The organism is Streptomyces sp. NPDC086147, from assembly GCF_040702165.1.
GTDB lineage: Bacteria > Actinomycetota > Actinomycetes > Streptomycetales > Streptomycetaceae > Streptomyces.
Window position 1 is genome coordinate 492950 of record NZ_JBFBJO010000001.1, and the last position, 23188, is coordinate 516137.

Sequence of the window (23188 nt, forward strand, 5' to 3'; positions counted from 1 at the left end):
CGACGGAACGCGACCGGGGTGGGAAAGTTACGAGCATTCACCCCTTCCGGTGGTGCGACGGACAACCGTCCGTCGCACCACCGACTTCTTTGTTTACGTTCTTCCCGCTGCGAGTCACCGGACCAACGGTGGCCGCCGTCAAGGGAGATCGGGGGTGCGCTCGTGCGGATCGGACTGCTCACGGAGGGTGGCTACCCGTACGCCGTCGGTGAATCCGGAGTCTGGTGCGAGCGGCTCGTGCGCGGTCTCGGGCAGCACCGCTTCGACCTGTACGCCGTCGCCCGCCCGCCCGCCACCGGCGCCTCCCTGCCGCTCCCCCCCAACGCCCGGACCGTCCGCGCGGCCGACCCCGGGAACCTCCTCGAACGCGCCGCCCGCCGCGCCCACGGCCGCCGCGACCGCCGCCGCTTCACCGAGGCGTACGAGCGCTTCGCCACCGGCCTCTGCGCGGAGGAGGACACCGCCGACGGCGCGTCCCCCTTCGCCGAAGGGCTCTACGCGCTCGCCGAACTCGCCCGCGAGCGCGGCGGACTGCCCGGCGCGCTCCGCTCCGACGACGCCGTCCGCGCCCTCGAAGCCGCCTGCCGCGCGCCCGGCGCACGCCGGGGCGCGGCCGCCGCCGGACTCCCCGACCACCTCGCCTTCGCCGAGCACCTGGAGGAGGCCCTGCGCCCCCTCTCCCTCGACTGGTACGAGGAGGACGCCCTCGGCGCGGCCGACCTCTGCCACGCCGCCGCCGGAGGCACCACCGCCCTCCCGGGACTCCTGGCCAAGCGCTTCTTCGGGACCCCGCTGCTCGTCACCGAGTACGGCGTCCCGCTCCGCGCCCACTACCTCTCGGCCGCCGGCGCCGACCGCTCCGCGCCCCTGCGCACCCTGCTCGCCGCCCTCCACGGACGGCTCGCCGCCGAGGTCTACCGGCAGGCCGCCCTGCTCACCCCCGGCAACGCCCACACCCGCCGCTGGCAGGAGAAGTGCGGCGCCGACCGGGACCGCATCCGCACCGTCCACCCCGGCATGGCCGCCGACCGCTTCGACGGGGTCGGCGAGGACGAGGAGAGCGGCGACCCCGCCACCCTGGTCTGGGTCGGCCGCGCCGAACCCGCCAAGGACCTCGTCGCCCTGCTGCACGCCTTCGCCGAGGTCAGGGCCCGGCAGACCGACGCCCGGCTGCGGATCGTCACCGTCCCCGTGCGGGACCCGGGCGCCGATCTGTACCTCGCCCAGTGCCGGGCCCTCGCGGCGCAGCTCTTCCCCGACGAGGCCGCCGGGGCGCACGCCGTCGGCGAGAACCCCGTCTCCTTCGAGGAGCTCGGCGGCCCGGAGGCGCCCGGCCTGGAGGACACGTACGCCTCCGGCGCGGTCGTCGTCCTCTCCAGCGTCGTCGAGGGCTTCCCGGCCGGGCTCGTCGAGGCGATGTTCTGCGCGCGGGCCACCGTCTCGACCGACGTCGGCGCGGTTGTCGAGATCATCGGCGGCACCGGGCTCGTCGTGCCCCCGCGCAACCCCCGGGCGCTCGCCGACGCGTGCCTCGCGCTGCTGCGCGACCCCGGACGGCGGCACCGGCTCGGCGCCGCCGCCCGCGCCCGCGCGCTCGAACTCTTCACCGTCGAACAGAACCTGGCCGCGTTCCGCGGCATCTACCTCGAACTCCTCTCCCACGCGCCGGTGCGCCACCGGCCCGGGGACGGAGCCCTCTTCGCCCACCCCGCCGAGGCGCACGTGCCGGGGAGCTGGAACCCCGGCGCCGTGACCGCGGGCTCCGGAGCCACCGATGCCTGAAGGAGACGACCCCATGCGCGGCGCCGCCGCCCCGACGAGCCCCGGAGCCTGGGACGCCCGCTCCGAGGCCCTCCTCGGCACCCCCGCCCTCACGGCGGGCACCGTCGAGGACTCCCCGTCCGCGATAGTCCAGGCCCCGGGGGCGGCCACGGCGACGTCCCCGCGGCCCCACCCGACCGCCCCCGCATCCCAGGAGGGGCACTCCACCGAACCGCCGCCGGCCCGGGAGGACGAGCCCGGGACCGGGACCGGGAACGGACCGGAGCACGAGGCGGAGGCCGAGCCGTCGCCGCACCGGCACGCACCCGACACGGCGCCTTCGCCTTCGGAGGGCCGTACGGCCGCGCGGCCGACCGCCGAACCCGAGTCCGTCCAGGACCTGTCCGCGTCCGGACCTGCGGCCCCGCGGCCGACCGCCGAAGCCGAGTCCGCCCAGGATCCGACCGCGTACAGACCTGCGGCCCCGCAGCCCACCGCCGAACCCGAACCCGAACCCGTCCAGGACCCGTCCGCACCCGTCCAGGTCACCCCCGCCCCGCAGCCCACCGCCGAACCCGAACCGGCCCGGGCCCCGTCCGCCCCGCCCTCCACGGTCACGGCGATTCCCGCCCCCCGGCCCCGCCACGGCACCGCGGACCCCGTCAAAGTGCTTCTGCACCGGCACCGGGAGCTGTGCGAGCGGGCCGTCGACGCCCTTGAGGTGGCCGCCGGGCTCGAAGCGCGGGGGTTCACCGACCGGACCGCCGCGCGGTACCGGCACCGGGACGTGTTCTCGCTCGCCGAGGAGCTGTACGCGCGCGTGCCGCGCCGACGGGAGGAGGCGAGGGCCGCCGAGGTCCGGCCCGAACCCGTCGCCCCCTGGGCGCTCGCCGTGCTCGCGCCCGGCGCCGTCGCCGCGCTCGCCGGGCTCGGACTCGCCCTCGCCCACGGGCCCGTGCGCACCGCCGTCGGCGCCGCCGGGGCCCTCGGGCTCGCCGGGGCGCTGTTCCTCGCCGTCCGGCGCGGCCCCTTCCGCGCGCCCGGCGGCCGGACCGCGCCCGCCGCCCGCCTCTGGACCCTCTGGCTCCTGGCGTACGCGGCCGGCGGCGACGGACTCCTCGCGGAGGTGCTCACCGGCGGCCCCGACGGGACCTGGGACCTCACCCCCGGCCCCCTCCTCGGCCTCGCCCTCGCCGTCGCCCCCGCCGCCTGGTGCGCCCACCTCTTCGCCGTCCGGGCCCGCCGCCGGATCGCCGACAGCCGGGGCCTCGCCGACTTCGCCGCCGCCGTCCGGCCGCTGTTCCTCGGCACCGTGACCCTCCAACTCCTCGCCCTCGCCGCCCTCCTCGTCCCCACCGGGGCCGGCCCGGGAGCCCTCGCCCTCGGCGCGCTCCTGCTGCTCGCCCGGCTCCTCACCGCGCACGGCCACCCCGGGACGGCCTCGGCCGCCCTCGCCGCGGCCTGCGCCGCCGAGGCGCTCGCCCTCGCGAGCGTCCTCTCCTCCCGCCTCCCCGTCCCCGGCTTCGACGCGCTCGCCGTCCCGGTGCGCGCCCTCACCGACGCCTGGGGTCCCGGGGCCGTCCCCACCCTCGTCTGCGGCGCCGCCGCGCTCGGCCTCCTGGCCCACGCGACCGGCTCCCTCGCCCGGGCCTCGGCCCACGCCGCCCCGTGAACCCCCGCACACCCGCGGAGCCGACGCCGCGGGCGTGCTCCGCCCCCCTCCCACACCACCCCGCAAGGAGAACGAAGAACATGACCCCGCAATCCCGAGGAACGGCCGGTCGGCACGAAGGGGCCGCGCGATGAGGGTGCTACTGCTCGGAGCCAACGGCTTCATCGGCCGCTTCGTCGCCGACCGGCTGCTCGCCGACCCGGCCGTCCACCTCACCGCCCTGGGCCGGGGCGACGACGCCGACGTACGGTTCGACCTCGCGTCCGGCAGCCCCGGCGCGCTCACCCGCTTCCTCGACGCCGTCCATCCCGGAGTCGTCGTCAACTGCGCCGGCGCCACCCGCGGCGGCGCCCGCGACCTGACCCGGCACAACACCGTCGCCGTCGCCACCGTCTGCGAGGCCCTGCGCCGCAGCGGCTGCGGCGCCCGGCTCGTCCAGGTCGGCTGCGCCTCGGAGTACGGGCCGAGCCAGCCCGGCTCCTCCACCGCCGAGGACGCCGTGCCCCGCCCCGGCGGCCCGTACGGCGTGTCCAAGCTGGCCGCGACCGAACTCGTCCTCGGCTCGGGCCTCGACGCCGTCGTCCTGCGGGTCTTCTCGCCCGTGGGCCCCGGCACCCCCGCCGGCTCCCCGCTCGGCCGCCTCGCCGAGGCGATGCGCCGGGCGATGCAGGCCGGGGACGGCGAACTCAAGCTCAGCGGCCTCGGCGTGCAGCGGGACTTCGTGGACGTGCGGGACGTGGCCCGGGCCGTCCACGCGGCCTCGCTCTCCGCCGCCCAGGGCGTCGTCAACATCGGCACCGGCCGCGCGGTCCGGCTCCGCGACGCCGCCGCCGTCCTGGCCCGGGTCGCCGGCTACTCCGGCAACCTCAACGAGCTGGACGTCCCGCACGGCATCCCGCAGCGCCCGATGATCGGCGCCCCCCGCAGCGAGGGGACCATCGCCGACCAACTGGCCTCCGCCCCCTACCCGTACCCCGACGGCTGCGGGCCCTGGCAGCAGGCCGACGTGCGCACCGCCCGCGACCGGCTCGGCTGGCGGCCCCGGATCAACCTGGAGGAGTCGCTCGCCGACATCTGGATGGAGGCGGCGTGTCGCATCTGACGACCACGGCCACCGGAGCGGTCCAGGCCCTGGGGGTGGGCGTCCCCGGCTACGCCCACCCGCTGCTCGCCCCCGTCGAGTGGGCCGAGCTGACCCGTCCCGGCACGCCCCTGCACTGGGCCGTGCTCAACGTCGCGGACGGGCCGGGCAGCCGCCCCGACCCGCACTGCCTGGAGGCGGCCGGGAGGCTCCGGAACGCCGGGGTCAGGGTCCTCGGGCACCTGGACGCCGCTTACGGCTCCCGGCCCTTCGGGGAGCTCGTCTCGGACGCCCACCGCTTCCTCGACTGGTACAAGGTGGACGGCTACTACCTGGACCGCTGCCCCGCCGACCGGGCCGACCTGGCCGGGGTGCGGCGGGTCTGCGCCACCCTGGAGACCGTCCTCGGCGGCGAGGCCCACCTGGTCCTCGGCCACGGCACCCATCCCCACCCCGGGTACGCCGAGGCCGCCGACCAGTTGGTGACCTTCTCCGGCGCCTGGACGGACTACCGCTGGTCGCAGGTGGCCGAGTGGACCGCCGAGTACACGGAGACGAAGTTCGTCCACCTGGTGCACGGCGTCCCCCGCACCCACCTCGACGAGGCCCTGCGGATCGCCTGCTGGCAGGGCGCCGGGACGATCTTCTTCACCGACCGTCCGGGCCGCTCGGGACAAATCGATCCATTCCACTCGCTGCCCGGCTACTGGGACGAAATCGTCTCGCGGATCGGACCGGGTGTCTCGGAATGAGAAGGGGCGTGGCAGTGTTACGGGGAGAACAACCGTACTGACATACCGACCACCGGAGTCCCCGTGTCGCTGCCACCCCTGGTCGAGCCGGCCGCCGAGCTCACCGTAGACGAGGTCCGCAGGTACTCCCGCCACCTGATCATCCCGGACGTCGGGATGGACGGGCAGAAGCGGCTGAAGAACGCCAAGGTGCTGTGCGTCGGCGCCGGCGGCCTCGGCTCGCCGGCGCTGATGTACCTGGCCGCCGCCGGCGTGGGCACGCTCGGCATCGTGGAGTTCGACGAGGTCGACGAGTCGAACCTCCAGCGCCAGATCATCCACAGCCAGGCCGACATCGGCCGCTCCAAGGCCGCGTCGGCGCGGGACAGTGTGCTCGGCATCAACCCGTACGTGAACGTGGTCCTCCACGAGGAGCGGCTTGAGGCCGACAACGTCCTGGAGATCTTCGGCCAGTACGACCTGATCGTCGACGGCACGGACAACTTCGCCACCCGCTACCTGGTGAACGACGCCTGCGTGCTGCTGAACAAGCCGTACGTGTGGGGCTCGATCTACCGCTTCGACGGCCAGGCCTCGGTCTTCTGGTCCGAGTACGGCCCCTGCTACCGCTGCCTCTACCCGGAGCCCCCGCCGCCGGGCATGGTCCCGTCCTGCGCCGAGGGCGGCGTCCTGGGCGTGCTCTGCGCGTCCATCGGCTCCATCCAGGTCACCGAGGCCATCAAGGTCCTGGCCGGCGTGGGCGACCCGCTGGTCGGCCGCCTGATGATCTACGACGCCCTGGAGATGCAGTACCGCCAGGTCAAGGTCCGCAAGGACCCGAACTGCGCGGTCTGCGGCGAGAACCCGACCGTCACCGAGCTCATCGACTACGAGGCCTTCTGCGGCGTCGTGTCCGAGGAGGCCCAGGAGGCGGCGGCCGGCGCGACGATCACTCCCAAGCAGCTCAAGGAGTGGATCGACGACGGCGAGAACATCGACATCATCGACGTCCGCGAGCCGAACGAGTACGAGATCGTCTCGATCCCCGGCGCCCGTCTGATCCCCAAGAACGAGTTCCTGATGGGCACCGCCCTCCAGGACCTCCCGCAGGACAAGCGGATCGTCCTGCACTGCAAGACGGGTGTCCGCAGTGCGGAGGTCCTCGCCGTGCTCAAGTCCGCGGGCTTCGCGGACGCGGTGCACGTCGGCGGTGGCGTGATCGGCTGGGTCCACCAGATCGAGCCCGAGAAGCCGGTCTACTAGGAGACGCGCACGCCCGGAGGCGGCAGAGGCCGGGGGCCGTCGACCACAGAAAACCCTGTGGTCGACGGCCCCCGGCCTTCGTTTTTCCGGCGTCGCGGAAATTCGCGGGTTTGAAGCGGAGGATCCGAGAGAGACGGAGTGCAGGGCCGGTCGGACAACCGCACCCGATGACCACCGGAAATCGTATTCGCTCCAGGAGGATTCTCGTGACCACCCCCGAAAACAACGTGTGGAACTACGGATCCGCCTCCGGTTACGACGCCGGGACGGACATCACGGGCTACCGCGTCGAGGCGACCGACGGCCACATCGGGAAGGTCGACAAGCACTCCAACGACGTCGACTCGCAGTACATCGTGGTCGACACCGGCGTCTGGATCTTCGGCAAGGAGGTCCTGCTGCCGGCGGGCACCGTGAAGCACGTCGACACGGCCAACGAGACCGTGCACATCGCCCGCACCAAGGACGAGATCAAGAGCTCCCCCGAGTTCGACAAGGAGAAGCACCTCGGCAACCGGGACTACCACGACGAGGTCGGCGGTTACTACCACGGCCACGGTCCGCGGATCTGACCCGAGGGCAGAGGCCCGCATTTCCCCGGAATGCCGGCCGGTCGGAAACCTTGATGGTTTCCGACCGGCTGGCATTTCGTTTTTTCTTTTCGCTTTTCGTGATCTTTTCCGAAGCGTTCGGGGGATCGGCCGGTGGGCTTCTCCGCGCCCGCCCTACTTGCAGACGGTCCCGGACTTCGGCACCTTCCCGTCGAGCAGGTACGCGTCCACCGCCTTCTTCACGCACGCGCTGCCGCCGTTGTAGGCGCCGTGCCCCTCGCCCTCGTACGTCAGCTCCACGCCGACGCCCTTGCCGAGCGCGTTCACCATGGCCCGGGCGCCCTCGTACGGCGTGGCCGGGTCGCCGGTGTTGCCGACCACCAGGATCGGCGCCGAGCCGGGTGCCGAGACGTCCGGGTGCTCCCAGGTCCCCGGCACCGGCCACTGCGAGCAGCCCGCGAGCGACCAGCCCATGAAGTCGCCGAAGACCGGGGAGGCCTCGCGGAACTCGCCGAGCCGCTCCTTCGCCTGGCCGAGGGTGTAGCGCTCCTTGAAGTCCACGCAGTTGATGGCGGCGTTGGCGGCCTGGATGTTGCTGTACGAGCCGTTCTGGCTGCGCCCGTTCATCGAGTCGGAGAGCGAGAGCAGCAGCGCCCCGTCGCCGCCGTCGGCCGCGTCGAGTCCCTGCTCCAGATAGGTCCAGAACTCCTTCGAGTACAGGGCCTGCGCGATGCCGTTGGTGGCCTGCGTCTGGGTCAGCTCGCGGTCCCCGATGCCGGCGATCGGCTTCTTGTCGAGGGAGGCCAGGAGGTCGGTGATGAAGGTCTCGATCTCGGCGACGCCGGAGCCGGGCAGCGTGCACTCGTCGCCCCGGTCCACGCAGTCCTGGGCGAAGTTGTCCAGGGCGAGCTGGAAGCCCTTCGCCTGGCCGAGGGCGCCGTCCTCGACGCCCGCCTCCGGGTCGACGACGGCGTCGAAGACGGCCCGGCCGACGTTCTTCGGGAAGAGGTGGGCGTAGACGCCGCCGAGTTCCGTGCCGTACGAGATGCCGAAGTAGTGCAGCTTCTCGTCGCCGAGTACCTGGCGCATCAGGTCCATGTCCCGGGCGGCGTTCTCGGTGCCGACGTGCGGCAGCGAGGGCCCGGAGTCCTTCTCGCAGCCGGCCGCGTACCTCTTCTGCGCGTCGGACAGCGTCCGCTCCTCGGCCGCGTCGTCGGGCGTGAAGTCGAGGGCGTAGTACGCGTCGAGCTCCTTGTCACCGAGGCACTCGACGGGGTCGCTGCGGCCCACCCCGCGCGGGTCGAAGGAGACCAGGTCGTAGCGGCCGCGCAGGGTCTCGTAGTCCTCGGCGAAGCTGGGCAGGCCGGTGACGCCGGAGCCGCCGGGGCCGCCGAAGTTGAAGACGAGCGAGCCGATCCGGCGGGAGGCGTCCCGGGCGCGGGCCCGGATGAGGGCCAGCTCGATGGTCTCGCCTTCCGGCTTCGACCAGTCGAGCGGGGCCTGGAGGAAGGAGCACTCCCAGGAGCCGCCGCCGGGGAGCGCGGACGGCGCGGGCCCGCCGCCCTCGGCCGCGGACGGCGGAGGACAGGGCGCCCAGGACAGCTTCTGCGCGGTCAGCGCCGGGCGGCCGCTGGGGCCCGACTCCTTCGGCGGCTCCGTGGCGTCGTCCCCGCCGTCCGAGCACCCGGCGGCGAGCAGCACGGCGGTGACGGCGAGCAGGGCGGCGCGGCGGGCTGCGGAGGTCGGCATGGATCCATGGTGGGCCGTCGCCCGCGCGTTCGCGCGGGAAGCGGGCCAAGCGGGTGGCCCGGGCGTGTCGGGTGGCCTGGGCGGACCCTCACGTCACGGTGTCCGGTGCTTCCCTCCGACGCTCACAGCGCCTCGCGCTTCGTCAGCCAGTTGAAGCAGAGCCAGCCCGGCAGGACCGGCAGCCACAGGGTGAGGAGGCGGTAGAGGAGCACCGCAGGGGTCGCGACCTCCAGCGGGAGGCCCACCGCCACCAGGCCGAAGGTGAGCGCGCCCTCGACCGCGCCGACACCGCCCGGCGTCGGCGCCGCCGAGCCGAGCGCGTTGCCCGCGAGGAAGACGACGGCCACGCTCGCGTAGCTGATCGACTGGCTGTCGTGGCCGAAGGCCCGGATCGAGGCGTCCAGGCAGAGCACGAACGCGCCCGTGAGCAGCAGCATCCCGCCGATGCCGGTCAGCAGCTTCACCGGCCGCTGGAGCACGTCCAGCATGCGCGGCACCACACCCGCGAAGAGCGAGCGCAGCCGGGTCGACACGAACTTGCGCATGAAGGGGATCGCCGTCACCACCAGGACGAGCACCGCGACCGTGAGCAGCCCGGCGATCACCGTCCTCGACGGGGTGAAGGACTGCGACTTCTCCGTCCCCGTCAGATAGCCGAAGGAGAGCAGCAGCAGGATGTGCGCCCCGAGCCCGAAGAGCTGCGAGGCGCCGACGCTGGCCACCGCGAGCCCCGGCCGGACCCCCGACCGCTGGAGGAAGCGGGTGTTCAGGGCGACGCCGCCGACCGCCGCCGGGGCGACGATCTTCACGAACGAGCCGGCGACCTGGGCCACCACCGTCCGCCAGAACCCGACCCGTTCGGGCACGAAGCCCAGCAGGCTCATCGCCGCCGCGACGTAGCTCAGCGCCGAGAACAGCACCGCCGCCGCCACCCACCGCCAGTCCGCCTCGCTGATCGTCGACAGCGGGGTGCTGGCGATCTGCGAGAGCAGGAAGTACGCGGCGACCGCGCCCGCGATCAGACTGACCAGGGTCCGGGGCTTGATCCGCTCCAGGCGCACCGGCTCCACCGGGGCCTGCGGGCGGATCAGCAGCACCTGCTGCCGGATCTGGGCGAGCAGGTCCTCCTCGCGGGCCTCGTCGAGCGCCGTGTCCAGGGCCCGCTTCTCGGCCTTCTTGTCCGCCTTCTTCTCGGCCTTCTCCGCCTTGTTCCCGGCCTTGGCGACGGCCTTCGTCCCGGCTCTGGTACTGCCGGCCCCGGCCGGTACGGCCGCGTGGTCCGCGGCGGTGCCGGCGGCTTCCGCCTTGGCGAGCTCCCGCTCGCGCTTGGCCGCCTGGGAGGCTTCGAGGACGGCCTCCCGCTCCCGTGCCGACCGCTCCCGCGCCAGCTTCCGCAGCGTCGCGCGCGTGGAGCGGCTCAGCGCGATCGGCTGGAGCAGCGGCAGACAGTTCGCGACGGTGTCCGGGCCGAGCACCTCGACGGCCGCGGCGACCGCCCGCTCGGCCCCGACCCGCAGGCCGAGGGTGGTGAGGAGCTGCGCGACGTCCATCCGCAGGACCAGGTCGCCGGCCGCGATCTCGCCGCCCCGCAGATCGGTGAGGACCACCCTGCCGGAACGATCCACCAGAATGGCGTCCCCGGTGAGCCTGCGGTGCGCGATCCGCCGCGACTGGAGCGCCTTCACCTGCCGCCAGGCGCTGCGGACCAGCTCGTCGGTGATCTCGTGGTCGTCCAGCGCGTCCAGACTGCGGCCGCCGATGTGCTCGTACACGAGCATCACGGCGTCCGGGCCGAGCTCCGAGGTGGCGATCAGCTTCGGCGCGTTCGCCCCGGCCGCGATCGCCGCGTACGCGAGGAGCGCCTCCTGCTCCAGGGCCTGGCGCAGCGAGACGATGGAGCGACGGGTGGTGATCGTCCGCAGGCTGATCCGCCGCCACGCGCGGTAGAAGAAGCCGTGCGCCTGCTGCTCCCGGTCGACCACGGTGACGTCGAGCGGCGGCCCGTCCTCCAGGGTCACGATGTACCGGCGGCCCCGGTCCCCGCTGTCGACGGAGTCGGGCACGCCCTCCGCGCGCAGCGCCGTCACCGGCCGGAAGCCGACCCGGCGCAGTCCGGCGAGCAGGGTCTGCCCGGTGGGCCGCACGTTCGGGGAGCCCACCGCGTACAGCGTGCCGTACGCCACCGTCCAGCCGATGAGGACGGTCAGGACGATCGAGAGCGCCGTGGTGTACCCGGCCACCAGCATCGTGAACGCGTCGAGCAGCAGCACCGCCCACAGCGCCACCCGCCAGCGGGGTCTGCGGGCCATCCCGACGGCGGTCATGTACGCGATCACGGGGGCGAGGTAGTTGTGCACCGGGTCGGTCAGACCGCCCCCGGACTGCGGCTGGGTCAGGGCGTCCCGGATCGTGCCGGGCGCGGCCTCGGCGACCCAGAGGTCGGTGGCGAGCGTGACGCCGTGCGCGAGGACGGCGGCGAGGACGCCGTCCGCGATCCGCAGGCCGTCGCGTTTGATCAGCCGCTCGATGGCGAAGGCGACGGGCACGAGGAGGACGGCGATGGAGGAGACGAGACCGGCGATCTTGACGAAGACGTCCGGGGCGCCGACGGCACCCTCGTTGATGTCCTTCTCCAGGCCCGAGGTGGTGGCGTGGGCGAACGCCGCCACGGCGAGGACGAGCGCGATCGCGAGCAGGCCGCCGAGCAGCCGCATCAGGTCGGAGGGCCGGTGGACACGGGCCGCGAGCAGCGGCTCGTCGCCGGAGACCCGCTCGGGCACGTCGGCCCTGCCCTCCTCGGGAGGCTGCGTGTCCTGCCCCATCATCCTGTCCGTCTCTGCCTGCGCGCCGTGTCGTTCTCGTTCCCGTACGCGTTCTTCTACGTGTCGCTCGTGCCGCTCTTGATCTCGTATCACCAGTCACCGCCCGCACGATGGTGGCACGAAGAGCCGCCGGGCGGAGGCATCAGGGCCATGTCGGCGCCGTGAGGCAGGATGGGGCGGACGGGCCCGGAGGGGCCCGCGGGACGGGACGGACGAGGGTGGAGGGGCCCGTGGGAGAGGCCGGAGGGGTGCCGGAGGGGCAGCCGGGGGACGCGGAGGAGCTGCCCCCGTACGCGGAGCGGGTCCTCGACGTCGCGGACGCGATCCCGCCGGGCCGCGTGATGACCTACGGCGACATCGCCGAGTGGCTGGGCGAGGGCGGACCGCGCCAAGTCGGCCGGGTGATGGCCCTGTACGGAGGGGCGGCGCCCTGGTGGCGTGTGGTCCGCGCGGACGGCACGCTGCTGCCCGGCGCCGAGCTCCGGGCCCTCGCCCGCTACCGCGAGGAGGGCACGCCGCTGCGGCAGGCGGGCCCGGCCTCTGAGGGGCACGTGCCCAGGGTCGACATGCGGCGGGCGCGGTGGGACGGCGTGACGGGCGCGGACGGGGACGACGGCGGTGACGGTGCCCCCGGAGGTGCCGGAACTCACACGTGAGGGCATCGGCCCAGGAGGCGCGGGCCGGGCGGGGCGGACGGGCCGGACGCGGTCCGGGGAGCGGTCCGGAGTACGGCTCGCCGCCGCCCCGCTTCGCGTAACGTCGTCGTTCGCGTCTTCCGGGGCGGCCACGGCACCCGGCCGTTCCAGGGCGGCCACGGCACCCGGCCGTTCGGGGGCGGCCACGGCACCCGGCCGCCTCACCCGCACCACCACACCCACCAGGACCGGCGATCCACGTGAGCTCCTCCTCCACCACCCGGCGTACGCCGCCGCACCAGGGACAGCCGCACCCGGGTCCGGGACGGCAGCGGATCCCGGGCGCGTACCGACTGGTGCGCACCGCGCCGGCCCCGCTGGATCCCCCTCGACTGGACGCGGCCCAGCGGGAAGTGGTTGAGCACGACGGCGGACCCCTCCTCGTCCTCGCCGGACCCGGCACCGGCAAGACGACCACCCTCGTCGAGTCGGTCGCGGCCCGCATGGAGCGGGGCACCGACCCCGAACGCCTCCTGGTCCTCACCTTCAGCCGCAAGGCCGCCGTCGAACTCCGCGACCGGATGGCGGCCCGGCTCGGCGGCCGCCGCCCCCCGCAGGCGACGACCTTCCACTCGTACTGCTACGCCCTGATCCGCGCCCACCAGGACGCCGGGCTCTTCGCGGAACCCCTCCGTCTGCTCTCCGGACCCGAACAGGACCTCGCGGTGCGCGAGCTGCTCGCCGGTCAGATCGACCTGGAGAGGAACGGCCTCGGCGGGATCCGCTGGCCCGACGAACTGCGCGCCTGCCTCACCACCCGGGGCTTCGCCGACGAGGTGCGGGCCGTCCTCGCGCGCTCGCGGGAACTGGGCCTCGAACCGGACGCCCTCGCCCGCTTCGCCGACCGGGTCGGCCGCCCCGACTGGAAGGCGGCGGCCGGCTTCCTCGCCGAGTACCTCGACGTCCTCGACCTCCAGGGCGTCCTCGACTACACGGAACTGGTCCACCGGGCCGTGCTGCTCGCCGGGAGCGTCACCCTGCCCCGGTACGACGCGGTGTACGTCGACGAGTACCAGGACACCGACCCGGCGCAGGTCCGGCTCCTGCACGCGCTCGCGGGCGGCGGCCGGAGCACGGTCGTCGCCTTCGGCGACCCGGACCAGTCCATCTACGCGTTCCGGGGCGCCGACGTGAACGGCATCCTCGACTTCCCCGACTCCTTCGGCGGCGCCGGGGTCCGCGTCCTCGGCACCTCCCGCCGCTCCGGCGCGCGGCTCCTCGCCGCGACCCGGGAGCTCGCCCGGCGGATGCCGGTGCCCCGGCTCCCCGCCGACCGGGTCCGCGCCCACCGGGAGCTGACGGCGGTACGGGACGGGGGCCTGGCGGAGGCGTACACCTACCCGACGGCCTCGGCGGAGTCCGAGAACATCGCCGACCTGCTGCGGCGCGCGCACCTGGAGGACGGCGTCCCCTGGCAGGACATGGCCGTCCTCACCCGCGCCGGCGCCTCCCTGCCGGCCCTCCGCCGCGCCCTCACCTCGGCGGGCGTCCCGGTCGAGACGGACGCGGCGGACACCCCCCTCCGCCACGAACCGGCGGTGGCACCGCTGCTCCTCGCGCTCCGGGCTGTGTCGGGGGCGGGGGCGGCCTCCGGGGCGGGTGATCAGAACGGCCGGGGTTCGGAGAGGGATGCTGGTGCCGGTATCGAGGCTGGTGTCGACACCAGTGCCGACACCAGTGCCGACACCGATGTCGATACCAGTGCCGATGCCGATACCAGTACTGACGCCGATGTCGTCGACGTCGAGGCGCCGTCGGTCCACGCCGGTGCCGGTCGGCACGGCGACGGCGGGTGGCTCGACACCGAGACCGCGCTCGCGCTGCTCGCCTCGCCGCTCGCCGGGGTAGACCCGGCCGACCTGCGGCGGCTCGGGCGGGCGCTGCGGGACGAGGAGCGGGCGGCGGGCAACAAGGTGCCGCCGCCCTCCGACGTGCTGCTCGCCCGCGCGCTCGCCGAGCCCGAGCGGCTCGTCGCGCACGACCCGGCGTACACCCACGGCGTGCAGCGGCTCGGCCGGCTCCTCCGGGACGCCCGGACGCTGCTCGCCGCCGGCGGCACCGCCGAGGAGGCCCTCTGGGAGCTCTGGAAGGGCACCCCCTGGTCCGGCCGCCTGGAGCGCGCGGCCCTGCGCGGCGGCCCCGCCGGGCGGAACGCCGACCGCGACCTCGACGCCGTCTGCGCCCTCTTCGAGACCGCCGCCCGCGCCGAGGAGCGCGTCGGCGGCCGTGGCGTCGTCAACTTCCTCGAAGAGCTCGACGCCCAGGACATCGCCGCCGACACCCTCACCCGCCGCCACACCCGCCCGGACGCCGTCCGGCTCATGACCGCGCACCGCTCCAAGGGCCTGGAGTGGAGTCTCGTCGTCGTCGCCGGGGTCCAGGAGGGTCTCTGGCCCGACCTGCGCCGCCGCGGCTCGCTCCTCGAAGCCGACCGCATCGGCCGCGACGGCCTGGCCGAACCCCTCACCCCCGGCGCCCTCCTCGCCGAGGAGCGCCGCCTCTTCTACGTCGCCGCCACGCGCGCGCGTGACCGGCTCGTCGTCACCGCCGTGAAGGCCGCCGCCGAGGACGGGGACCAGCCGTCCCGCTTCCTCACCGAGTTCGGCGCCGAGCCGAAGGACGTCCCCGGCCGCCCCCGCCGTCCTCTCGCCGTCTCCGCCCTGGTCGCGGAGCTGCGCGCCACCACCGTCGACCCGGACGCCTCGCCCGCGCTCCGGGACGCCGCCGCCCAGCGCCTCGCCCGGCTCGCCGCCCTCACCGACGACGAGGGCCAGCCGCTGGTCCCGGCCGCGCACCCGGACCGCTGGTGGGGCCTGTTCGAGCCGACGCGCGCCGCGGCCCCGCTCCGCGAGCGCGACCGGCCGGTCGCGCTCTCGCCCAGCTCCCTCGACAACCTGGTCAGCACCTGCTCCCTCCAGTGGTTCCTGGGCCGCGAGGTCAGGGCCGCGGAACCCGCCACCGCCGCCCAGGGCTTCGGCAATGTCGTCCACGTCCTCGCCGACGAGGTCGCCTCCGGCCGCACCCCGGCCGACCTCGACGTCCTCATGGCCCGGCTGGACTCGGTCTGGGACGCCCTCGCCTTCGACGCGCCCTGGAAGTCGGCCCAGGAGAAGCAGAACGCGCGCGTGGCGCTCGAACGCTTCCTGAGCTGGCACGTCATGGACCGCGCCGGCCGCACCCCCGCCGCCTCCGAGCACGACTTCGACGTGACCCTGGAGGCGGGGGAGTACGAGGTCCGCATCCGGGGCTCCATGGACCGCGTCGAGACCGACGCGCAGGGCCGCGCCTACGTCGTCGACTTCAAGACCGGCAAGTCGGCCCCCACCAAGGACGAGGTGGCCCGCCACCCGCAGCTCGCCGTCTACCAGCTCGCCGTCCGCGAGGGCGCCCTCGACGAGGTCTTCGACGGCCGCCGCCCGGAGCCGGGCGGCGCCGAGCTCGTACAACTGCGGCAGGCCGCGCCGAAGAAGGAGGGCGGCGACGCCCTGCCGAAGGTCCAGGCGCAGGAGGCGCTGTCCGGGGAGTGGGTCGGGGAGCTGCTGGCCGGCGCCGCCGGCCGGGTCCTCGACGAGCGCTTCACCCCCACCACCGGCCAGCACTGCGCGACCTGCTCCTTCCGCGCCTCGTGCAGCGCCCGGCCGGAGGGCCGGCACGTCGTGGAGTGACGGGGAGGCCGGGCCGTCGTGGAGCGACGGGAGGCCCGGACGCCGTGGAGCGGCCGGGAGGCCGGAGCGTCGCGTTCCGCACCCCGGCGCGTCCGCCGCCCCGCGCGCGTGCCACCCTCGGTGCGGTGCCGTAGGGGGGCACGTGGTGAACCGGACAGGGGGAGCGCGCACGTGAAGGCCGACCGGAAGCTCTGGACGCGGACGACGGCGACGGCGGTGGCGGTGGCGGTCTGCGTGGGGGCCACGGGCTGTTCCCGGGACGGAGGCGGGCCGGCCGCTCCCGTCGCGGGAAGCTCCGCCGCGGGGGACCCCTTCGCGGGGCTCTCCGCCGACGCCATCGCCGAGAAGGCGTCGGCGAGCGTCAGGACGGTCACCGCCGTCCGCATGACCGGCCACCAGGAGGAGGGCGGCACGAAGGTCGTGATGGACGTCCGCGTCGACGGCAAGGGGATCTGCGAGGCGGAGCTGACCAACGGGGACGGGGGCAAGGGGACGTTCCTCCGCATCGACCGCTCCGTCTACACGAAGGGCGACGAGGCCTTCTGGAACTCCTCCGAGGAGAACCGCACCATCGGCAGGCTCCTCGCCGGCCGCTGGGCGAAGACGTCCTACGAGGAGGGCAGCTCCCTCAGCGGGTTCTGCGACCTCCGCAACGTCTTCGAGGACGACGACAGGGCCACCGGGCTGACCCGGGGCGAGGACACCGAGGTCGGCGGCGTCCCCGCCGTCACCCTGACCGGTGAGGCCGACGGGGGCGGGACCCGGACCCTGCACATCGCCAAGGACGCGGACAGGCCGTACTTCCTCCGCGTCGTCGAGACCGGCGGCGAGAAGACGGGCGAGATCACCTTCGGCGACTTCGACAGGCCGGTCTCCGTCACCGCCCCGCCGGCCGACAGGACCGTGGAGATGGACGAGGTCCTGAAGGCCCTGGACTGAGCACCTCCTCCGTCCCCCGTCCCTCCTCGTCCTCCCGCCCCCGCCGGACACCGGCCACGCGCACGCGACGACCCGGCCCGTAGCCCCTTCGTCGACGTCACACCCCGGCCACGCGCACGTGACGCCCCGTCGGAAAGAGAGGTCGGTCACGCGCGCGCGGGCCCCACCCCCGGAACTCCCGGCACCGGGGCCCCGCGCCCGGCCCGCGCTGTCGGACCGCCCCGCTAGCCTCTTCCGGTGACCGCACGCATCACCGACCCCGAGGAGCTCAAGGAGCTGCTCGGCATCCCGTTCACCCCGGAGCAGACGGCCTGCATCACCGCGCCGCTGGCCCCGCAGGTCGTCGTGGCCGGCGCCGGCTCCGGCAAGACGACGGTGATGGCCGCCCGCGTGGTCTGGCTCGTCGGCACGGGCCAGGTCGCCCCCGAGCAGGTCCTCGGCCTCACCTTCACCAACAAGGCCGCCGGCGAACTCGCCGAGCGCGTCCGCACCGCCCTCGTCCGCGCCGGCGTCACCGACCCCGACGTCATCGACCCGGACAATCCGCCCGGCGAACCCCGCATCTCGACCTACCACGCCTTCGCCGGACAGCTCCTCACCGACCACGGCCTCCGCATCGGCCTGGAGCCCACCTCCCGGCTCCTCGCCGACGCCACCCGCTACCAGCTCGCCGCGCGCGTGCTGCGCGAGGCCCCCGGCCCGTACCCGGCGCTCACCCGGTCCTTCCCGACCCTCATCACCGACCTGCTCGCCCTCGACGCCGAGCTGGCCGAGCACCTCGTCCCGCCCGACCGGCTCCGCGCGTACGACTCCGAGCTGCTCACGGCCCTCGCGGGCGCCAGGCTGAGCAACGCCGAGCTGCGCAAGGTCCCCGAGGCCGCCGCCGCCCGCCGCGAGCTGCTCGACCTCGTCGTCCGCTACCGCGCCGCCAAGCGCTCCCGCGACCTGCTCGACTTCGGCGACCAGATCGCCCGCTCCGCCGAACTCGCCACCACCCGGCCCGAGGTCGGCACGATCCTGCGCGACGAGTTCCGGGTCGTCCTCCTCGACGAGTACCAGGACACCTCCGTCGCCCAGCGGCTGCTGCTCTCCGGCCTCTTCGGCCAGGGCACCGGGCACGCCGTGACCGCCGTCGGCGACCCCTGCCAGGCCATCTACGGCTGGCGCGGCGCCTCCGTCGCCAACCTGGACGACTTCCCCGAGCACTTCCCGCACCACGACGGCAGCCCCGCGAGCCGTTACGCGCTCTCCGAGAACCGGCGCAGCGGCGGCCGCCTCCTCGACCTCGCCAACGGCCTCGCCGCCCCCCTGCGCGCCATGCACGCGGGCGTGGAGGCGCTGCGGCCCGCGCCCGGCGCCGAGAACGACGGCACCGTGCGGACCGCCCTGCTGCCCACCCACGCCGAGGAGCTCGACTGGCTCGCGGACTCCCTCGCCCACCTCGTCCGCACCGGCCGCGAGCCCGGCGAGATCGCCGTCCTGTGCCGCACCGCCACCGACTTCCCCGCGATCCACGCCGCCCTCGTCGCCCGGGACGTGCCCGTCGAGGTCGTCGGCCTCTCCGGCCTCCTCCACCTGCCCGAGATCGCCGACCTCGTCGCCGTCTGCGAGGTCCTCCAGGACCCGGGCGCCAACGCCTCCCTGGTACGGCTCCTCACCGGCCCCCGCTGGCGGATCGGCCCCCGCGACCTCGCCCTCCTCGGCCGCCGCGCCCGCCTCCTGGTCCACCGGGGGAGCGAGGAGCCCGACCCCGAGCAGCGGCTCGCCGCCGCCGTCGAGGGCGTCGACCCGGCCGAGGTGATCTCCCTCGCCGACGCGCTCGACACCTTCCTCGACTCCGGCGGTGCCCCCGACGACGGCCTGGCGTTCTCCGCCGAGGCCCGGGTCCGCTTCGCCCGCCTCGCCGCCGAACTGCGCTCTCTGCGCACCTCGCTCGCCGACCCCCTCATGGACGTGCTGCACCGGGTCCTGAACACGACCGGCCTGGAGGTCGAGCTCTCCGCGTCCCCGCACGCCCTCGCCGCCCGCCGCCGCGAGACCCTCGGTCACTTCCTCGACGTCGCCGCCGGCTTCGCCTCCCTCGACGGCGAGGCCACCCTCCTCGCCTTCCTCGGCTTCCTGCGCACGGCCGTCCAGTTCGAGAAGGGCCTCGACAGCGCCCTGCCCGGCGGCGAGAACACCGTCAAGGTCCTCACCGCCCACAAGTCCAAGGGCCTGGAGTGGGACGTCGTCGCCGTCCCCGGCCTGGTCGCCGGACAGTTCCCCAGCGCACGCGCGCGCGAGGCGTGGACCTCCCAGCCGCAGGTCCTGCCGCACGCCCTGCGCGGCGACGCCGCCACCCTGCCGCCGGTCGACACCTGGGACGCCAAGTCCCTCGCCGCGTTCAAGACCGACATGCGCGAGCACCAGCACACCGAGGAACTGCGCCTGGGCTACGTCACCTTCACCCGCCCCCGCTCCCTCCTCCTCGGCTCCGGCCACTGGTGGGGCCCGAGCCAGAAGAAGCCCCGCGGCCCCTCGGACTTCCTCCTCGCCCTGTACGAGCACTGCGCGGCCGGGCACGGCGAGATCGAGGCCTGGGCGGACGAACCGGAGGAGGACGCGGAGAACCCGACCCTGGCGTCCGCCGACCGGGACGAGGCCTGGCCGCTGCCGCTGGACCGGGCGTCCTTCGAGCGCCGCCGGGCGGCCGCGGACCTCGTCCGGGACCGGTTGTGGGCAGTCGTTCCGCAGGGCCCGGGGGAGGGCGGGCACAACCCCGCGAGCGCGGCGCCCGACCTCCATGACCCGCACCCCGGGGACCCCTGGGAGGACGAGGAGCCCGTCTGGGACGAGGACGAGGAGTCCCTCCCCGAGGACACCCACGCGGACGTGGTGCCGGGCCCGAGGGCCCCGGAGCCGGAGGAGCCCGAGTCGGAGGTGCCCGAGAAGCCCGAGGAGCCGGAGGCACCCGAGGAGCCGGAGGCACCCGAGGAGCCGGAGGCACCCGAGGAGCCGGAGGCACCCGGGGAATCGGAGGGGACCGGTGCCACGGAAGGCCCCGGCGCCCTCACCCCCGAGGACGCCAGGACCATCGCCTCCTGGGACCGCGACCTCACCTCCCTCACCACCGAACTCCGCCGCGCCCGCGCCACCACCCGGGACGTGCTGCTGCCCGCGTACCTCTCCGCCTCCCAGGTGCTGCGCCTCGCCGCCGACCCCGACGGCTTCGCGCGGGAACTGGCCCGGCCCCTGCCCAAGCCGCCGCAGCCCGCCGCCCGCCGGGGCACCCGCTTCCACGCCTGGGTGGAGTCCCGCCACGAGGAGCTGCCGCTGCCGTTCCTCGGCCCGGAGGAGCTGCCCGGCGGCGAGGACTTCGCGGGCGAGCCCGAGATCCTCGACGAACGGGACCTGGAGGAGCTGAAGGAGGCCTTCGCCCGCACCCCGTACGCCCGCCGCACCCCGTACCGCGTCGAGGTCCCCGTCCACCTCACCCTCGCGGGCCGGGTCGTCCGGGGCCGGATCGACGCCGTCTACCGGGACCCGGAGACCGGCGCGTACGAGATCGTCGACTGGAAGACCAGCCGGACCCGCAGCGCCGACCCGCTCCAGCTCGCGATCTACCGGCTCGCCTGGGCCGAGCAGCACGGCCTCGCGCCCGAGGAGGTGGCCGCCGCCTTCGTGTACGTGCGGACGGGCGAGACCGCCCGGCCCGCCCGGCTGCCCGGCCGGACCGAGCTGGAGGCGATCCTGCTGGGCGGCGCACCCCCGGACGCCGGATAGGCTCATATGTATGAGCGAGACCCCGGACAGCGCCGTCCACGCAGTGCGCACGTACGTCGAGCGGCACCGCGCCGCCTTCCTCGGCGACCTCGCCGAGTGGCTGCGCATCCCGTCCGTCTCGGCGCAGCCCGAGCGGGCCGGTGACGTGCGGCGCAGCGCCGACTGGCTCGCCGCCAAGCTCACGGAGACCGGCTTCACGACGGTCGAGGTCTGGGAGACCGCCGGCGCCCCCGCCGTGTTCGCGGAGTGGCCCTCGGACGACCCGGGCGCCCCGGCCGTCCTCGTCTACGGCCACCACGACGTGCAGCCCGCCGCCCGCGAGGACGGCTGGCACACGGACCCGTTCGAGCCGACCGTGGTCGACGGCCGGATGTACGCGCGCGGGGCGGCCGACGACAAGGGCCAGGTCTTCTTCCACACCCTCGGCGTCCGCGCCCACCTCGCCGCCACCGGCCGCACGGCCCCCGCCGTCCACCTCAAGCTGCTGATCGAGGGCGAGGAGGAGTCCGGCTCCCCGCACTTCCGCGAGCTGGTCGAGGCCCGCGCGGAGCGGCTCGCCGCCGACGCCGTGATCGTCTCCGACACCGGCATGTGGTCCGAGACCACCCCCACCGTCTGCACCGGCATGCGCGGGGTCGCGGACTGCGAGATCGAGCTGTACGGCCCCGACCAGGACGTCCACTCCGGCTCCTTCGGCGGCGCCGTGCCGAACCCGGCCACCGTCGCCGGCCGGATCGTCGCCGCCCTCCACGACGCCGACGAGCGCGTGGCGATCCCCGGCTTCTACGACGGCGTGACCGAGCTCACCGACACCGAGCGGGCCCTCGTCGCCGAGCTGCCCTTCGACGAGGCGGCCTGGCTGCGCACCGCCAAGTCCCACGCCACCCTGGGCGAGGCCGGCTTCTCCACCCTGGAGCGGGTCTGGGCCCGCCCCACCGCCGAGGTCAACGGCATCGGCGGCGGCTACCAGGGCCCCGGCGGCAAGACGATCGTCCCCGCCTCCGCCCACCTCAAGCTCTCCTTCCGGCTCGTCGCCGGCCAGGACCCGGCCAAGATCGAACTCGCGGTACGGGACTGGCTCGCCGGACTCGTCCCGGCCGGGATCCGGTACGGGATCGTCTTCGGCGCCCCGACCCGCCCCTGCCTCACCCCCCTCGGACACCCCGCCCTGAAGGCGGTGGCCGGGGCCATGAGCCGGGCCTTCGACGGCGCCGAGGTCCGCTACACCCGCGAGGGCGGCTCGGGTCCGGCCGCCGACCTCCAGGACGTCCTGGAGGCACCCGTCCTGTTCCTCGGCATCTCCGTCCCGTCCGACGGCTGGCACGCCCCGAACGAGAAGATCGAGCTCGATCTCCTCATGAAGGGCGTCGAGACGACCGCTCATCTCTGGGGCGACCTGCCCGTCGCCCTCCAGGCCGCCGAGCGCTGAACCCACCACACCGAACCGGGGGAGTTGGAAGCAACCTGTGAGCACCTTGAAGAACGCGCCGGCCCTGAACGACACGTCGGCCCCGGAGAACGCCCCGGGCTCCCCGGACGCCCCGGGCTCCCCGTTCCCGGCGGGCGCCCCGGCGGACCGCCCGATCTCGCTCACCGCCCCGAGCGGCGTCGACCGCGCCGCCCACCACCGCCTCGACGAGGCGTGGCTCGCGGCGGCCTGGAGCCACCCCACGACCCGGGTCTTCGTGGTCTCCGGCGGCCAGGTGCTGATCGACGACCGGCCCGACGGCACCACCGAACTCGTCATGACCCCGGCGTTCGAGGCCCCGGTCACCGAGACCCACCGCTACTTCCTGGGCACGGACGCGGACGGGGTCTCCTACTTCGCGCTCCAGAAGGACTCCCTGCCCGGCCGCATGGACCAGTCCGCCCGCCCCGCCGGACTGCGCGAGGCCGGGCTGCTGCTCTCCGACCGGGACACCGCCCTGATGGTGCACGCCGTGGCCCTGGAGAACTGGCAGCGCCTCCACCGCTTCTGCTCGCGCTGCGGCGAGCGCACGGTCATCGCCGCGGCCGGACACATCCGCCGCTGCCAGGCCTGCGGCGCCGAGCATTACCCGCGCACCGACCCCGCGGTGATCATGCTCGTCACGGACGACCGGGACCGGGCCCTGCTCGGCCGCCAGGTCCACTGGCCGGAGGGCCGCTTCTCGACCCTCGCCGGCTTCGTCGAGCCGGGCGAGTCCATCGAGCAGTCGGTGGTCCGCGAGGTCTTCGAGGAGGCGGGCGTCACGGTCGGCGAGGTCGAGTACGTCGCCAGCCAGCCCTGGCCCTTCCCGTCCAGCCTGATGCTGGGCTTCTTCGCCCGCGCCACCTCCTCGGAGATCACCGTGGACGGGGAGGAGATCCACGAGGCCCGCTGGTTCTCCCGCGAGGAGCTGGCCGCCGCCTTCGAGACCGGCGAGGTCGTCCCCCCGTACGGCATCTCGATCGCCTCCCGCCTGGTCGAGCGCTGGTACGGCAGGCCGCTCCCGAAGCCGGGCGACGTGCTCTGACC

Annotated in this window: 14 protein-coding genes; 12 read left to right on the forward strand and 2 right to left on the reverse strand. The window is 74.7% G+C overall.

Annotation, left to right across the window (positions count from 1 at the left end; translation table 11 throughout):
* Nucleotides 1-162 precede the first annotated feature (162 nt).
* From AB0398_RS02390 to AB0398_RS02415, 6 genes are all read left to right on the forward strand, one after another.
* Complete coding sequence (locus AB0398_RS02390) at nt 163-1782, forward strand: DUF3492 domain-containing protein (RefSeq protein WP_366371691.1); 1620 nt, start codon at nt 163-165, stop codon at nt 1780-1782.
* A gap of 379 nt (nt 1783-2161) precedes the next feature.
* The gene (locus AB0398_RS02395) at nt 2162-3433 is read left to right on the forward strand and encodes a hypothetical protein (protein WP_366372335.1); all 1272 of its coding nucleotides are present in this window, start codon (nt 2162-2164) and stop codon (nt 3431-3433) included.
* 130 nt (nt 3434-3563) lie between these two features.
* Nucleotides 3564-4535, forward strand: coding sequence for an NAD-dependent epimerase/dehydratase family protein (locus AB0398_RS02400; protein WP_366371692.1), 972 nt, complete (start codon nt 3564-3566; stop codon nt 4533-4535).
* Nucleotides 4523-5266, forward strand: coding sequence for a spherulation-specific family 4 protein (locus tag AB0398_RS02405; RefSeq protein WP_366371694.1), 744 nt, complete (start codon nt 4523-4525; stop codon nt 5264-5266). Before AB0398_RS02400 ends, AB0398_RS02405 begins: the two co-directional genes overlap by 13 nt.
* A gap of 63 nt (nt 5267-5329) precedes the next feature.
* Nucleotides 5330-6508, forward strand: a complete 1179-nt coding sequence (gene moeZ / locus AB0398_RS02410; RefSeq protein WP_356542484.1) for an adenylyltransferase/sulfurtransferase MoeZ — start codon at nt 5330-5332, stop codon at nt 6506-6508.
* A 206-nt stretch (nt 6509-6714) separates the two neighbouring features.
* On the forward strand, nt 6715-7080 hold the full coding sequence (locus AB0398_RS02415) for a PRC-barrel domain-containing protein (RefSeq protein WP_366371696.1): 366 nt from the start codon (nt 6715-6717) through the stop codon (nt 7078-7080).
* 153 nt (nt 7081-7233) lie between these two features.
* Here AB0398_RS02415 and AB0398_RS02420 read toward each other — a convergent pair whose 3' ends face one another.
* Entirely contained in the window at nt 7234-8808 is a 1575-nt protein-coding gene (locus tag AB0398_RS02420) for an alpha/beta hydrolase (RefSeq protein ID WP_366371698.1), read from the reverse strand.
* Between the two features lie 122 nt (nt 8809-8930).
* Entirely contained in the window at nt 8931-11630 is a 2700-nt protein-coding gene (locus AB0398_RS02425) for a lysylphosphatidylglycerol synthase transmembrane domain-containing protein (protein ID WP_366371700.1), read from the reverse strand.
* Between the two features lie 230 nt (nt 11631-11860).
* On the opposite strand from AB0398_RS02425, the gene AB0398_RS02430 reads away from it, so the two are divergent.
* The 6 genes from AB0398_RS02430 to nudC all read left to right on the forward strand — a co-directional run bounded on the left by AB0398_RS02430 (nt 11861) and on the right by nudC (nt 23186).
* Nucleotides 11861-12286 carry an MGMT family protein gene (locus AB0398_RS02430; protein ID WP_366371702.1) on the forward strand — a complete coding sequence of 142 codons (426 nt, stop codon included), beginning with the start codon at nt 11861-11863 and terminating at the stop codon, nt 12284-12286.
* Nucleotides 12287-12525: 239 nt separating this feature from the next.
* Nucleotides 12526-15990 (forward strand): ATP-dependent DNA helicase, encoded by a 3465-nt coding sequence (locus AB0398_RS02435; RefSeq protein WP_366371704.1) that lies wholly within the window; start codon nt 12526-12528, stop codon nt 15988-15990.
* 171 nt (nt 15991-16161) lie between these two features.
* Entirely contained in the window at nt 16162-16929 is a 768-nt protein-coding gene (locus tag AB0398_RS02440; RefSeq protein WP_366371706.1) for a hypothetical protein, read from the forward strand.
* A gap of 237 nt (nt 16930-17166) precedes the next feature.
* Entirely contained in the window at nt 17167-20691 is a 3525-nt protein-coding gene (locus tag AB0398_RS02445) for a UvrD-helicase domain-containing protein (RefSeq protein ID WP_366371708.1), read from the forward strand.
* Between the two features lie 10 nt (nt 20692-20701).
* Nucleotides 20702-22120 (forward strand): dipeptidase, encoded by a 1419-nt coding sequence (locus AB0398_RS02450; protein ID WP_366371710.1) that lies wholly within the window; start codon nt 20702-20704, stop codon nt 22118-22120.
* Nucleotides 22121-22274: 154 nt separating this feature from the next.
* Entirely contained in the window at nt 22275-23186 is a 912-nt protein-coding gene (gene nudC / locus AB0398_RS02455) for an NAD(+) diphosphatase (protein ID WP_366372336.1), read from the forward strand.
* The last annotated feature ends 2 nt before the right edge of the window (nt 23187-23188 follow it).

Excerpts from the sequence above, each read along its gene's own strand:
- AB0398_RS02450 (WP_366371710.1), top strand. The coding sequence starts at position 20,702 with ATGAGCGAGACCCCGGACAGCGCCGTCCACGCAGTGCGCACGTACGTC.
- AB0398_RS02425 (WP_366371700.1), bottom strand. The coding sequence starts at position 11,630 with ATGGGGCAGGACACGCAGCCTCCCGAGGAGGGCAGGGCCGACGTGCCC.
- AB0398_RS02400 (WP_366371692.1), top strand. The coding sequence starts at position 3,564 with ATGAGGGTGCTACTGCTCGGAGCCAACGGCTTCATCGGCCGCTTCGTC.
- AB0398_RS02420 (WP_366371698.1), bottom strand. The coding sequence starts at position 8,808 with ATGCCGACCTCCGCAGCCCGCCGCGCCGCCCTGCTCGCCGTCACCGCC.